A 13,861-nucleotide genomic window follows, 5' to 3' on the forward strand; every position below is an offset into this window, starting at 1 on the left:
CGCGGCGCGGGCCGCACCAGCGGTAACGAGCCTACCCGCTAGATCAACCCAGCCCCGGTCGGCGGTGGGGGTGACCCGGCCGGGTCCGCTGGCCGGTATTGCTCGCCCATAGGTGTACGTCTATAGTCTGGCGATCACCACATTCATGGCCGTGGTCAACGCGGCCGGATCGTCGAAGCGCTTCGACGATTCGTCGTTCAGGCCCGTCAGCCGGGTGTCGAGCCTGGCCACGCCGGTCTCGGCGCCCCCTGGCGCCTGTCGTACGACATGAGGAGAACCGCATGCGGAACAGGCGCCTTCGGCGCGGAATCACCGCGCTCGCGCTCGCACTGCTCGTCCTACCGGCCGTCCCCGGCACGGCACACGCCGATCCCACCTACCCGTTCCGTAACCCTCACCTGCCCGTCCAGGTCCGGGTCGACGACCTGCTCGGCCGGCTCACCCTGGACGAGAAGATCTCCTGGCTGCACCAGTACCAACCGGCCGTCCCCCGGTTGGGCATCGGCCTGTTCAAGACCGGTACCGAGGCGCTGCACGGGGTCGCCTGGTCGACCGACATCGACAACAACGGCGCGGTCGTGAAGGCTCGCGGCACGTCCTTCCCGCAGCCGCTGGGCATGGCGAGCACCTGGGACACCGACCTGATCCAGCGGGTCGGCTCGGCCGTGGGTGACGAGGCGCGCGGCTACCACGCGCAGAACCCCCGGGTCTGGGGTCTCAACCTCTGGGCGCCGGTGGTCAACCTGCTCCGCGATCCTCGGTGGGGCCGCAACGAGGAGGGCTACTCCGAGGATCCGCTGCTCACCGCGAAGATCTCCACCGCGTACGGCTCGGGGATGTCCGGCGGGGACCCGGACCACCTGAAGAGCGCGCCGACCCTCAAGCACTACCTGGCCTACAACAACGAGGTCCGGCGCGATGTCACCTCGTCGAACGTGCCTCCACGGGTGCTCAACGAGTACGACCGGGCCGCCTTCAAACCGGCCATCGCCGCCGACGCGGCGACCGGCGTGATGGCCTCGTACAACCTGGTCAACGGCCGTCCCGCGACCGTGGACCCGGACCTGGCGACGGTGGTACGGAGCTGGACCGACAAGCCCCTGATGAACGTCACGGACGCGTGGGCACCGAACAACCTCGTCGCCTCGCAGGGGTACTACCCCAACCAGGCCGAGGGGAACGCCGCGATCGTCAAGGCCGGCCTCAACAGCTTCATCACCGACGACACCAACGCCCAGCCGACCGTCACCGCCATCAAGCAGGCCCTCGCCAGCGGCCTGCTCACCGAGGCGGACATCGACGCCCGGATCTCCGAGACCCTGAACGTCCGGTTCCGCCTCGGTGAGTTCGACCCGGGAGGCGGTCGCTACGGCGGTATCACCCCGGACGTCATCAACAGCCCCGAGCACCAGCGGCTGGCGCGTCAGGCCGCCGGCGAGGCGATGGTGCTGCTGAAGAACTCCCGACAGGCTCTTCCGCTGGACCCGTCCCGGACCCGCACGGTGGCCGTGCTCGGTCCGCTGGCCGACACCCTCTACTCCGACTGGTACGGCGGCGACCTGCCGTACGAGGTGACCGCGCTCGACGGCATCCGCGAGCGGCTGGGCGGCTCCGCCAGCGTCAGCGGGCTCGACGGCGCGGACCGGATCGCCCTGAAGGACCCGGCGACCGGCCGGTACGTCACGGCCACCGGCACCACCGACGCCGACCCGGTCGCCGCGACCGGTGCCACCGCCTCGCTCGCCGCCCAGTTCGACGCGGTGGACTGGGGCCAGGGTGTGGTGACGCTGCGCAACGCCGCCAACGGCCGCTACCTCGGCTACAACTGGGGGCCCTTCATCACCCGCGACGAGCAGCCAAACGGCTGGTTCGTCCAGCAGCAGTTCACGCTGGAACCGCAGGCCGACGGGACGGTCGCGTTGCGCTACGCCGGCTACGAAACGACGGAGAGCTGGTTCGGCGTCAACACCTACGTCACGGTCGGCGACGACGGCGCGCTCAAGCTCGGCGCGTCCACCGCGGCGGACGCAACCCACTTCCAGCGTGAGGTGATCAGTAGCGGGGTCGACCGTGCCGTCGCGGCGGCCAAGGCGGCCGACACCGCCGTCCTGGTCGTCGGCAGCAACCCGTTCATCAACGGGCGCGAGGCGCACGACCGTACCTCGATGGCGTTGAGCGCCGGTCAGGAAGCGCTGGTCAAGGCCGTGACCAAGGCCAACCCGCACACCGTGCTGGTGCTGCAGACCAGCTACCCGGTCACGATCGGGTGGGAGCAGGAGCACGTGCCGGCGATCGTCTGGACCACCCACGCGGGCGCGGAGACAGGCCATGCCGTCGCCGACGTTTTGTTCGGCGACCGCAATCCGTCCGGAAAGCTCACCCAGACCTGGTACCGCTCGGATCGGCAACTACCGCCGGACCTGCTGGACTACGACATCATCTCGTCCGGGCAGACCTACCTCTACAGCACCGCGAAGCCGCTCTACCCGTTCGGTTACGGGCTGTCGTACACCCGGTTCCGGTACGGCCAGCCCCGCACCGACGCCCGCTCGGTCGCGGCCGACGGCACCATCACTGTCCGCGTCGACGTGACCAACACCGGCAGCCGAGCCGGGTCCGAGGTCGTCCAGCTCTACACCCACCAGCGCACCTCCCGGGTGAAGACCCCGATCCGGGCGCTCAAGGCGTTCCAGCGGGTGCAGCTCGCACCGGGGCAGACCCGGGCCGTGACGCTCCGGCTGCCCGTCGCCGACCTGGCGAACTGGGACGTCACCCGCAGCCGGTGGGCGGTCGAGTCGTCCACGTACGACCTGCTGGTCGGCGCGAACGCGGAGGACATCCGGGCCCGGACGGCGGTCGCGGTGCGCGGCGAGACGATCCCGGCCCGGGACCTCTCCCGGACCACCCGGGCCGAGAACTTCGACCGGTACGCGGGGGTCCGGCTCGTCGACGAGACGAAGGCACAGGGTACGGCCGTCGGCGCCACCGCCGCCGGTCAATGGATCTCCTTCGCCGGTTCCGTGCTGCGCCCCGGCGCCCACACGTTCACGGCGAAGGTCGCCAGGGCGGCGGCGGGCGCCGGCACGATCCAGGTCCGGCTGGGCTCGCCCACCGGCCGGCTGCTCGGTACGGCCACCGTGCCCAGCACCGGCGACGACTACCGGTACGTGAACGTCAGCGCCGAGGTGGCCCGGACCGCCGGCACCCACGACGTCTACCTGGTGTTCGACTCTCCACTGCGGGTGGTGGACTTCTCGCTGCGGTGACGAATGCGCCCGGTGCTTCGTGATCGTTGGCGGCTGGGCGACACGACACGCCGAGCGGCGCGCTGCTGAGCAGCCACCGATCGGCTCGGGCCGGGGTGCTGGTGCACCCCGGCCCGATTCATCGGATGATGCCCGACCGCACCTCGTCTTACCCGCGTCTTTTGCAACTTTCACAGGCATTTAAACATAGATGAGACCCAATCTTGTATTGCATTCGTCACACGTCTGACATACGCTCCGCGAGAGACTTCGTAGCGATTGGCAAAAGAGTGCGGTCGGGCTGCACCACCCGCCCCCCGCCGATCCTTGGTGGCGTCGCTGTTCCCTGCTTGTCGCTCGATGCACGTATCACGCACCACATCGACGACAAGTGAGAAAGGACAGCACGTGAGATCAGCCGTAACCACCACCACCCGCACGGCACTGCTCGCGGCGGCGCTCGTCGCCGCCACGCTGCCGGCCGTGGTGATCAGTCAATCGCCCGCCTCGGCCGCGGTTCAGGAGACCTACTACGTCGCCCCGGACGGTAACGACTCCAACGCCGGCACGCTGGCGTCTCCGTTCAAGACGGTGCAACGCGCACGGGACGCCGTTCGCACTGTGAACGCGAACATGACCGGCGACATCAACGTGTACCTGCGCGGCGGCAGGTATCCGGTCACCAGCACCGTCGAGTTCGGCGCCAGCGACTCCGGCACCAACGGGTACCGGATCAGTTACGCCGCCTATCCCGGCGAGACCCCGGTCCTGGACGGTGGCGTCCAGGTGACCGGCTGGACCCAGCACAGCGGCAACATCTGGAAGGCGCCGCTGGACCGCAGCACCAAGCTGCGGGCGCTCTACGTCAACGACAAGCGGGCGTACATGGCGTCGAAGACGATCAGCTCGGGCGGGTGCTACGGCACCTACACCATCACGGCCGGCCAGGCCGCCTGGGCGTGGGAGTCGGGCTCGCAGTGCGACGGCGCCAAGTACAACCTGAACGACTTCCCGGCCATCGCCCGCAACCAGGACGACCTGGAGATCGAGACGGGAACGACCTGGACCACGGCCATCGTGGGAGTCCGCCAGGTGACCACGAGTTCCGACGGCGCGAGCCGGGTGGCCCTGTTCCAGCAGCCGGGCGCGGCCATCGCGCAGGGCGCGTTCAACGGCAACGCCCAGGTGGGTGGCAGCCACAAGGTCATGAACGCGTACGAGTTCCTGGACACGCCCGGTGAGTTCTACTTCGACAAGGGCGCCAAGACGGTCTACTACTACAAGGCCAGCGCCGAGAACATGTCGACCGCCGCGGTCTACGCGCCGAACAACGTCACCACCCTGCTGCGGGTCGCCGGCACCTCGACGAGCAGCCACGCGCGCAACATCACTTTCTCCGGCCTGACGGTGCAGCACTCCGACTGGAACCTGTTCAACGTCGCCGGATCGTCCTTCAAGCAGGCGCAGCAGGGCAACCTCGGCGCCCAGGTGTACGCCAAGGGCAACTTCCACGTCTACTACTACCGCAACGTCGACGTCACTCCCGGCATCGTCCAGGTGCAGAACGCCGACGGCATCCTCCTGCAACGCAACCGGATCCAACACACCGGCGCCGACGGCATCAGCATGGTCAACGACGTGCAGGGCACGCAGTTGATCGGGAACTACACCAACGACATCGCGGGGTCGGCCGTCAACGTCGGCCATCCCCAGCACGTCTACATCGGAGACGGCACGTCGACCAACCGGGAGAAATACTCCCCGCAAATCGAGGGGCTGCCGAAGAACATCGACATCAAGAACAACTACATCTACGACAGCGCCGTCCTGTTCAACGGGCACAGCCCCATCTCGGCGTACTTCGCCGACACCCTCACCATCTCGCGCAACCGGATCGAGAAGGCCCCCTGGTCGGGCATCACGATGGGCTGGGGCTGGTGGAACTTCGACGGGTCATCGGGCTCGATCGTGCCCAACCGGCCGACCACGACGGCGCGGAACAACACCATCAGCTACAACCACATCATCGACACGGTCCAGCGCCTCAGCGACACGGCGCCGATCTACACGCTGGGCAGCCAGCCCGGGACCACGATCACCAACAACTACCTCCAGGGCGTGCCCTCGGGCCACAAGTACGGACTGCACCCGGACGAGGGGTCGGCGTACATCACCTTCCGGGACAACGTTCTGAGTATCGACAAGAACGTCACCTGGATGATCAACTCGGACGACTTCGGGCGGAAGCACGATCTGTCCATCACGCAGATCTACGGCCCGATCAACAAGGTCTCGAACAAGAACCTGCCGAACAGCACGATCGGCGACATCATCGTGTCCTCCGACTACGTCTGGCCGGCGGCGGCGTACGGCATCGCGGCCAACTCCGGCCTGGAGGACGCCTACCGGGACATCATCCCGGCGAGCAGTTTCTCCGCACCGAACTACGTGCTGCCGGCCAGCACGTTCGTCACCAGTGCCACGGCGTCGATCCCGATCCGCAGCACCGGCGACGCCACCAAGTCGGTCTGGCTGGCTCCGTACGGCACGACCACCTTCACCGCCGGGCCGACGATGACCAGGGCTTCCGGCACCGCCACGTCCATCGCCGTGCCGACGAGTCAGGGCGAGTACCGGCTCTACGTCGTCGACGCACAGGGCAACCGATCGGCCGAATCGACCTCGATCGTTCGGCAGCAGAGCGGCGGCGGCAGCCAGCAGGGCGGGCAGCTCGTGGGCGGCCAGTCCGGTCGCTGCGTCGAGGTCCCCAACTCCTCCACCACCAACGGCACCCAGGTGCAGCTGTGGGACTGCGGCGGGGGCACGAACCAGCGGTGGACCTCCACCGCCAGCAAGCAACTGATGGTGTACGGCAACAAGTGCCTGGACGCCTCCGGGGCCGGTACGGCCAACGGCACCCAGGTCATCATCTGGGACTGCCACGGCGGGCTCAACCAGCAGTGGAACGTCAACGCCAACGGCACCATCACGAACGGCCAGTCCGGGCTCTGCCTGGATGCCAACGGCGCCGCCAGCGCCAACGGCACGAAGATCATCCTCTGGTCGTGCAACGGCGGCCCGAACCAGCAGTGGAGCCTGCGGAGCTGACCGACCGACCACACCGGGGCCGGGCCGATGACGGCCCGGCCCCGGGCCGTCCGCGTCCCCGCCTCCTCGAGGCAGCATGTGCTACCGGACAACAAGTGGGTAATGGTGGGTGATGACGACAACCTGGAAGCCTTACGAGAAGCACGGCGGCCTGTCGGAGAAGGACAAGCGGGAGTTGCCGGAGAGCGTTTTCGCGTTCCCCGACAAGCGCAAGGAGCCGATGACCGACGCGAGCCACGTCCGTAATGCCATCGCTCGCTTCGATCAGGTGCAGGGCGTCACCGACAAGGAGCGCGACCTGGCGTTCCAGAACATCCTCGCCGCTGCGAAGCACTACGGCGTCGACGTCGCGGAGACGGACTGGCGCCAACTCGGCAAACTGCCGCACACGCCGAACCCCGCACATTGAGCGCGCCACGTCCGGCCCCGGGCGGGTCCGAGGGCCGGATTGAAGGCGTGTTAGCGTGCTCGTCGTTGTCAGCGAGCGCCGCTAGCTCAACTGGCAGAGCAGCGGACTCTTAATCCGCGGGTTCGGGGTTCGAGTCCCTGGCGGCGCACCAACAAACACTTCCTCGTACCCGACCGACAGGCTCTGGCGCGCGGAACCGACGCCTGACGGTCGCCCGAGGAACCCGACCATCCCCCGCGTGGCACTGGCCAGCTCATGCCGCTTGTTCACACGCTCAGTTCGAGTACCAGGGGACGGAGGCGCACCTGATGATGGTGTTCGCTGCCTTGACCGTGCTTCGCGGGATCTGGAACATCACTGGCCGAGTCATCGACCGCTTCGGCACCAGCGATTACCGCATTCGGTTGAGCGCTTCGGCCAATGATGCCGCGACGTCAGGCTGAGAGAAGTCCCAGACCGTCAGCAGCCCGTCCGAACTGGTGAGGGTGAGTCGTCCGTACAGCATGATCGGTAGTTGTCTATTGTTCTTGAAGCGGCGATCCGGACCGCCCGACTTGTTGGTGTACTGCCAGGTTGTCCCGACGCATTGAGCATCGGCCGGTGGAGCTTCCGACTCGATGAAGCGCTGTGGCTGCGCATGGGCATTTACTGCGGCATAGGGGAGGTCGGCGTACCGTCTGCCGTGGCGGACGATCAGCCGGTCCGGAAGAAAGTAGATAGAGTGTTCTTTACCGTGCAGGCTCGGGACGGCGATGTTCGTCACGAGCACGGGCGGGCCGGCCAAGTCCAGAGAACCCGTGCTACGGCGTATCAGCGCTCCGGCCCCGGCATTAACTTTCCGCTGGTACGGAGTACTCAGGGCGCCCTCGGCTTCGACATGCCAAACACGCTGGATGCGGCTCACAAAACCGTTGCTCGCGGCGAAGCGTTCGTACTTTACTGCGGGTGCGTCGTCAACCTGGTAGAAGACGACGACTGACCGGCGCGCGATATCTCGTTGCCTAAACCACCACACGGCGGGCAGGCCAGGCACGAGCAGTGCGAGGCCGTACGGCGCGGAGATCAACGCCAACATCGCGACGGCGGCGGCGATCCACGGCCACAGTAATCGCCGTTGGGCAGCAGTCTGGATCTGATTGATCAAATCGGCGGGATGTGCTGCGACTAGATGTTGCACCGGAGTACCAGACAACTCCTGCATAACAATTTCGTCAGTTCGAGCTACGGGTGGCCTCGACGGTTGTGGGCCAGGCGAGGTCGGGATAGGTGCCGGGCTGCCGAAGTAGGTCGTACCGAGACCTGCGACGCGGATGTAGTTGCCGCGAGGTCCGGTGCCGACCCGAAAGCCGGGGACGCCGGCGGAGACACCGACGCCCGATGGTGACAGGTTGAACCGAAACGGACCCGCCTTGAGAGTGGTCCGTAGGTAGAAGCCCATGAGTAACCTCGCGTCGTCACTGGAGTGTGGGCAACGCTAGGTCGCTGCACGTGTCAGAATAATCGGACTATCGGACATTGCAGTGCGCCGAACGAGCGAACCCGTCGCTAGTCTCTCGCCTTCAAATGGCTCTTTGGAGTTTACGGGGGGTGACGTTGCCCATGATCGCGGCTCCTTGCTTGTGGCCGCCCGTGCTTTGACACTCAGGTCCTCATCGGTGGGCTGCGAGCCCTCCACGCGTCGGGCCGTCTCTAGCCACAGGCCCGCCTGAGACGGAAGAGTCGCCGACGCTCGTTCCTGTCGGTAACCGGACTGAAGTCCCCGGTCGGTTAATGGTGGCCGCCTGGATGGCTGGAACTGCCGATCCGAGTTGTCGATTTTGCCTTGAGGACTGCGGCGCTACCTTCGTCGGGCCGTGGTGAAGCCTTGGGGGTAATGATGGGATACCGCTTCAATGCACCACCGAACTGGCCGGCTCCACCTGTTGGATGGATCCCGCCATCGGGCTGGAAGCCGGATCCCGCGTGGGGTCCTCCTCCATCCGGGTGGCAATTATGGATCCCCGACTCGTCAGCTCCGGCTGCGGCAGCGCCTGTTGCGGTCGCTCGGCAGGTTGCTGCGGCCCCTGTCGTCGTCTCCCAGCAGCGCACCGAAACTCCCGAGATTCCCCTGTTCGGTGCCCGTGGCAAGGCACGCGAACTCGCTGCGGAGAATGAGCATCTTCGCCGCGAGTTGGACCAGGTAACGGTGGAGCTGACCGGTCTGCGGGCAGAGATGTCACGGCTTGGCGTGCTGTCTGCGATCGAGCTTGAGCAGCATCGGGCTCGACTTGGCCGCGAGGTCGCCGACCAGGCTGCGAAGGGTGAAGCACAAAAGGCCGAACTCGATCGGCACTTGGGTGGTCTCCGGCAGCAGATCGTGGTCACCGAGGAGACTGCGCTACTCCAGGAGGCAGGTGTATATCAGTACCGGCACCCCCTGTCGGACGCGGTCGCCTACCAGAGCCAGCTAAGCCGCCTTCAGGAGCGGATCAAGGCGATGACCAGGAAGGACGGGGGCGCGGTCAAGGCCGCCACCGGGTGGACGGTCAACGGCTCGGCTGCCGAGGGCCGGGCTATGATTCGGGATTTCTCCAAGCTCATGCTTCGCGCCTACAACGCCGAGGCGGACAACCTGGTACGGGGGTTGAAGCCGTACAAGCTCGCCTCGGCCGTCGAGCGGCTGGGGAAGGTGGCTGCGACCATCGCCAAGCTCGGCAAGACGATGGACATTCGTATCGCCGAGGGGTACCACCGGCTGCGGGTGGAGGAGCTTGAACTCACCGCCGACTATCAGGAAAAACTGGCTGAGGAGAAGGAGAGAGAACGCGAGGAGAAGGCTCGGCTCCGCGAAGAGCGACGTGCTCAGCAGGAGATCGAGCGCGAACGCGCTCGGCTGGACAAGGAACGCCAGCACTACGCCAATGCCATGACGGTCCTTCAGGCCAAGGGTGATATCGATGGGGCAGCCCAGATGCAGGATCGGTTGAGCCAGATTGACACTGCGCTCCAGGATGTCGACCGGCGGGCCGCCAACGTCAGGGCTGGCTACGTGTATGTGATCTCCAACCTCGGTGCGTTCGGCGAGAAGATGGTCAAGGTCGGCATGACCCGTCGCTTGGATCCGCTGGACCGGGTGCGCGAACTCAGTGACGCCTCGGTGCCCTTCAACTTTGACGTCCACGCCCTGTTCTTCTCCGAGGACGCTGTCGGCATCGAGGCGCAGATGCACGCTCGTTTGGCCGACCGACGTGTCAACCTGGTCAACCACCGCCGCGAGTTTTTCTACGCCACTCCGGAAGAGGCCAAGGAGCACCTGCTGAAGTTGGCTGGCAGCCTACTTCAGTACGAGGAGATCCCCGAGGCACTGGAATACCGGCAGAGCCTCACCCATGCGCAGAAGCAACCAGCCGCAGCCACATGACAGGCCAAGTTCTTGGATGGCGGGTGCCGCCAAGCTAGCGGGGGTCCAACGGATCACTGTGCACACGGCGCTGTGCAACTGTTATGAGTATCCGTCGCCGATGGGCCAGCCCGCTCTAGCCATGATCAAGCCGAATTGCCGAGATGAGGTGAACAGGTCGTTGGGTGGATTGTTCGCCTTCCGGTCAGGTGGTCCACGACAAGACCAGAGCGAAACTCGCCGACCACACCGTCACGCAGGTGTACCGCCTCGACAGGGGTTTGGTGGCCGAGATGGGGATCCGGGAGTGACATGACGTGCTCCTCTGCCGCCGCTGGCTACGACCTCACCGTCCGCGGCGATTGAAGCCGAGGAGGCATCGTGGTCGCTGAACCCACCGGCAGCCCGGAGTCCACGATCCTCGTCTGCATCCGGGGCAATTCCGGCTCGGGGAAGAGCAGCATGGCCCGGGAGCTTCGACGCCGGCACGGTCGGGGCTGCGCCCTGGTGGAGCAGGACTACCTGCGCCGTATCGTGCTGCGCGAGCGGGACAAACCCGGCGGTGCGGCACCCGCGCTGATCGGGCAGACCGTTCGGTTCGCACTGGACCACGGCTACCACGTGGTGGTGGAGGGCATCATGCACGCCAGCCGCTATCGGAGCATGCTGACCGCACTGCGGGACGGCCACCGCGGCCGGTCACTGTTCTGCTACCTCGACGTGTCCCTGGCCGAGACGCTGCGCCGACATCTCACCCGTCCGCAGGTCAGTGAGTTCACCGCCGAGCACATGAGCGGCTGGTACGCCGCCCACGACGTCCTGGGCTGGCCCGACGAACTCGTCCTCCCCGAGACCACGGGGCTGGACGAGGCCGTCGAGGTCATCGCGGCTGCTGCCGGACTGCCCCAGACCGGGCGCGACGACGACCTGCTGCCGAACGTCGCGTACCCGTAGAGCACCCGACGGTCGCGGCCACCGGGACGAATGAAACTGCATCTATCGACGTCAATCTATTGACGTAATATGGACGGGCAGTAATATGTCTGCGAGTTCGGTCCGTCCCGGGCTGATCGGCGGCAGGAGTTTCTGATGGGTGTGCAACGACGGCGCAAGCCGCGTCCGGCCACGGTGATCGGTGTGGCCGGATCTCTCGTGGCGGGGCTGCTGACCACCCAGGCCGTCGCCGGTCCGGCGGAGGCCGCCGCAGGGCTCGCCCTGACCGTGGACGTGTCCGCCGCCCGGCACGCGATCAGCCCCGACATCTACGGCATGAACGGCGGCGACCCCGCGCTCGTCGCTGAACTCGGCACCCCGGTGGCGCGCTGGGGCGGTAACGCGAGCAGCCGCTACAACTTCAAGAACCACACCTACAACACCGGCAGCGACTGGTACTTCGAGAACATCGTGGCCGGGCCCGACAACACGGTCGAGGCGTTCGTCCAGCGAAACCGGGACCACGGGACCAGGCAGGTGGTCACCGTGCCGTTGATCGGATGGGTGGCGAAGGACTCGCCCTCGTCACACCCGTTCGCCTGCGGCTTCCCGGCCACGCGCTTCCCCGAGCAGGACTCGTTCGACCAGTGGGACCCCAATTGTGGCAACGGCCGGCACGCCGACGCGAACCTGACCGGGGCGGTCCCCACGGACACCTCGATCCCGGCCGACGCGTCGTTCGCCGGCGAGATGGTGTCCCATCTGGTGACCCAGTTCGGCCCGGCGTCACGTGGCGGCGTACCGATCTACGAACTCGACAACGAGCCGGTGCTGTGGAACTCCACCCACCGCGATGTGCATCCCGACCCGGTGAGCTACGACGAGTTGGGCGGCAAGGGCACGGCGACCGCCGCGGCCATCAAGGCCGCTGACCCGCGCGCGGCGGTGCTCGGCCCGTCCGGCTGGGGCTACTGCGAATGGGTGGCGTCCGGCGTGGACGGATGCGCGCCGGGTGCCGACGCGGCGGCGCACGGCGGGCTCAACCTGTCCCAGTGGTATCTGAAGAACATGAAGGACTTCAGCGACGCCCACGGCGGGAAGCGGTTCCTCGACTACTTCGATCAGCACTACTACCCGCAGATCAGCGGCGGCAAGGACGCGGATGCCAACGCGCTGCGGCTGCGGTCGACCCGGTCGCTGTGGGATCCGACGTACGTCGACGAGTCGTGGATCGGCCCCGGCGGGGTGAACGCTCCGCCGTTGCAGTTCATCCGCCAGATGAAGGCATGGGTCGCGCAGTACTACCCCGGCACCAAGGTCGCCATCACCGAATACAACTGGGGCGCCCTGGACGACATCAACGGCGCGCTCGCGCAGGCCGACGTCCTCGGCATCTTCGGGCGCGAGGGTCTGGACCTGGCCACCATCTGGGGCGAACCGAAGCCGACCGACCCCGGCGCGTACGCGTTCCGGATGTACCGGAACTACGACGGAGCCGGGAGCAGGTTCGGCGACGTGAGCGTGTCGGCGGTCAGCGGCGACCAGGGGCAGCTCTCGGTCTACGCCGCGCAACGCTCGTCCGACAAGGCACTCACCGTCATGGTGGTCAACAAGACGGGCGGCGATCTGACCTCACGGTTGGCGCTCTCCGGATTTCAGGGCGGGGACAGGGCGCAGCGGTTCACCTACGGCCCGGCCGATCTCACCTCGATCGTCCGGGGTGAGGATCTCCGGGTGGCCCGGGGCGGCGTCAGCGCGACGTACCCGGCGAACTCCGTGACGCTGCTCGTCCTGCCGCAGCGCCGACACTGAGCGCTTACTCAGGCTTTGGTGAACCTCGTGGTGAGCCGCTCGGTCGGGTTGACCGTGTACTTCAGGTGGTAGCCGGCGGCGATCACCATCGCCTCGGCGACCTTCGCCGCGTGCTCGTGGCCCTTGACGGCGGCGTTGGCGGCCAGGTCGACCGGTTGCCCGGTGGCGAGGCTGCCGGCAAGGGCGACCAGCCGCTGGTCGTCGTCGGAGAGTTGCTCGACCGCCGGTAGCGCGAGCAGCGCCGGCCAGTCGCGGATGACCGCCACCTGGATGTCGTGACCGTCGTCGTACTCGGGGATCTGTACGACCTCGACCAGTTCGGCGAAGCCTGGTTGCTCCGGCAGCTTGGTGAAGGTCAGCAGGTGTACGGCGGCCTTCTTGGTGTCCGGGCGGTCGATCCAGGCGCCGGCGCGGATCAGCGTACGCAGAGCGTCGGGGCTGAACTCGGAGGTGGACATGCCAGTGGGCCTCCTTCGCCGAGGGGGAATCCTCGCTGTCGAGTACAGCAGACGTCGACAACCGCCTCAGGCCGGCCTGGAAGACGCGAGAATGTCGAGGTAGTGCGGGTTGGTCATGACACCCAGCACGTTGCCGAATGGGTCCACCACCGCCGCGGTGACGAACCCCGCGTCCCCGTGGGGCGTGATCGGCTGGTATTCCGTGGCACCCATCGCGAGGAGCCGTTCCACGGTGGCGTCGAGGTCGTCGACGTGCCAGTGCATCACAGCGCCACCGGGCCCGGCCGTCGCGTCGGGCGGGGCGTACCTGCGGTCGATGATGCCCAGCTCCGCCTGGTAGTCGCCGAGGCGGAACTCGGTGTAGGCCGGACGCCCGTCGGGGCCGGGCCGCGAGAAGTACGCCTCCTGGCCCAGGAATCGGGCGTACAAGTCGGTGGCCGCCGCCACGTCGTCGGCCCAGATGTTCAGGGTGGCGAATCCGCGCAGGCTCACCTGGTGTCCTCTCGTCGATGTCGTC

At 66.9% G+C, this 13,861-nt stretch carries 9 protein-coding genes and 1 tRNA gene; 7 read left to right on the top strand and 3 right to left on the bottom strand.

Annotation, left to right across the window (positions count from 1 at the left end):
- The first annotated feature begins 281 nt into the window (after nt 1-281).
- The 4 genes from ACFYPR_RS08690 to ACFYPR_RS08705 all read left to right on the top strand — a co-directional run bounded on the left by ACFYPR_RS08690 (nt 282) and on the right by ACFYPR_RS08705 (nt 6,913).
- Complete coding sequence (locus ACFYPR_RS08690) at nt 282-3,266, top strand: glycoside hydrolase family 3 C-terminal domain-containing protein (RefSeq protein ID WP_387259175.1); 2,985 nt, start codon at nt 282-284, stop codon at nt 3,264-3,266.
- Nucleotides 3,267-3,653: 387 nt separating this feature from the next.
- A complete protein-coding gene (locus ACFYPR_RS08695) occupies nt 3,654-6,353 on the top strand; it encodes an RICIN domain-containing protein (RefSeq protein ID WP_387259177.1) in 2,700 nt (899 codons plus the stop codon).
- Nucleotides 6,354-6,465: 112 nt separating this feature from the next.
- Nucleotides 6,466-6,762 carry a DUF6582 domain-containing protein gene (locus ACFYPR_RS08700; protein ID WP_354855180.1) on the top strand — a complete coding sequence of 99 codons (297 nt, stop codon included), beginning with the start codon at nt 6,466-6,468 and terminating at the stop codon, nt 6,760-6,762.
- A 75-nt stretch (nt 6,763-6,837) separates the two neighbouring features.
- Nucleotides 6,838-6,913: transfer RNA gene (locus tag ACFYPR_RS08705), tRNA-Lys, on the top strand.
- Nucleotides 6,914-7,153: 240 nt separating this feature from the next.
- Here ACFYPR_RS08705 and ACFYPR_RS08710 read toward each other — a convergent pair.
- Nucleotides 7,154-8,200, bottom strand: coding sequence for a DUF4236 domain-containing protein (locus ACFYPR_RS08710; RefSeq protein ID WP_387259179.1), 1,047 nt, complete (start codon nt 8,198-8,200; stop codon nt 7,154-7,156).
- A gap of 747 nt (nt 8,201-8,947) precedes the next feature.
- Here ACFYPR_RS08710 and ACFYPR_RS08715 point away from each other — a divergent pair.
- The 3 genes from ACFYPR_RS08715 (at nt 8,948) to ACFYPR_RS08725 (ending at nt 12,886) form a co-directional block, all read left to right on the top strand.
- On the top strand, nt 8,948-10,162 hold the full coding sequence (locus ACFYPR_RS08715) for a DUF4041 domain-containing protein (protein ID WP_387259181.1): 1,215 nt from the start codon (nt 8,948-8,950) through the stop codon (nt 10,160-10,162).
- A 360-nt stretch (nt 10,163-10,522) separates the two neighbouring features.
- On the top strand, nt 10,523-11,095 hold the full coding sequence (locus ACFYPR_RS08720; protein ID WP_387259184.1) for a kinase: 573 nt from the start codon (nt 10,523-10,525) through the stop codon (nt 11,093-11,095).
- A gap of 135 nt (nt 11,096-11,230) precedes the next feature.
- A complete protein-coding gene (locus ACFYPR_RS08725) occupies nt 11,231-12,886 on the top strand; it encodes a glycoside hydrolase family 44 protein (protein ID WP_387259186.1) in 1,656 nt (551 codons plus the stop codon).
- A gap of 8 nt (nt 12,887-12,894) precedes the next feature.
- Here the strand turns inward: ACFYPR_RS08725 and ACFYPR_RS08730 are convergent, their stop codons facing one another.
- Nucleotides 12,895-13,344 carry a hypothetical protein gene (locus tag ACFYPR_RS08730; RefSeq protein WP_354855185.1) on the bottom strand — a complete coding sequence of 150 codons (450 nt, stop codon included), beginning with the start codon at nt 13,342-13,344 and terminating at the stop codon, nt 12,895-12,897.
- A 66-nt stretch (nt 13,345-13,410) separates the two neighbouring features.
- Nucleotides 13,411-13,836 (bottom strand): VOC family protein, encoded by a 426-nt coding sequence (locus ACFYPR_RS08735; RefSeq protein ID WP_354855186.1) that lies wholly within the window; start codon nt 13,834-13,836, stop codon nt 13,411-13,413.
- Nucleotides 13,837-13,861: the final 25 nt, after the last annotated feature.

This window comes from Micromonospora sp. NPDC005254, from assembly GCF_042872525.1.
In the GTDB taxonomy this organism is placed as follows: Bacteria; Actinomycetota; Actinomycetes; order Mycobacteriales; family Micromonosporaceae; genus Micromonospora.

Bases quoted from the DNA above. Each gene is read 5' to 3' on its own strand.
- ACFYPR_RS08690 (WP_387259175.1), top strand. From the start codon at position 282: ATGCGGAACAGGCGCCTTCGGCGCGGAATCACCGCGCTCGCGCTCGCA.
- ACFYPR_RS08700 (WP_354855180.1), top strand. From the start codon at position 6,466: ATGACGACAACCTGGAAGCCTTACGAGAAGCACGGCGGCCTGTCGGAG.
- ACFYPR_RS08710 (WP_387259179.1), bottom strand. From the start codon at position 8,200: ATGGGCTTCTACCTACGGACCACTCTCAAGGCGGGTCCGTTTCGGTTC.
- ACFYPR_RS08725 (WP_387259186.1), top strand. From the start codon at position 11,231: ATGGGTGTGCAACGACGGCGCAAGCCGCGTCCGGCCACGGTGATCGGT.
- ACFYPR_RS08730 (WP_354855185.1), bottom strand. From the start codon at position 13,344: ATGTCCACCTCCGAGTTCAGCCCCGACGCTCTGCGTACGCTGATCCGC.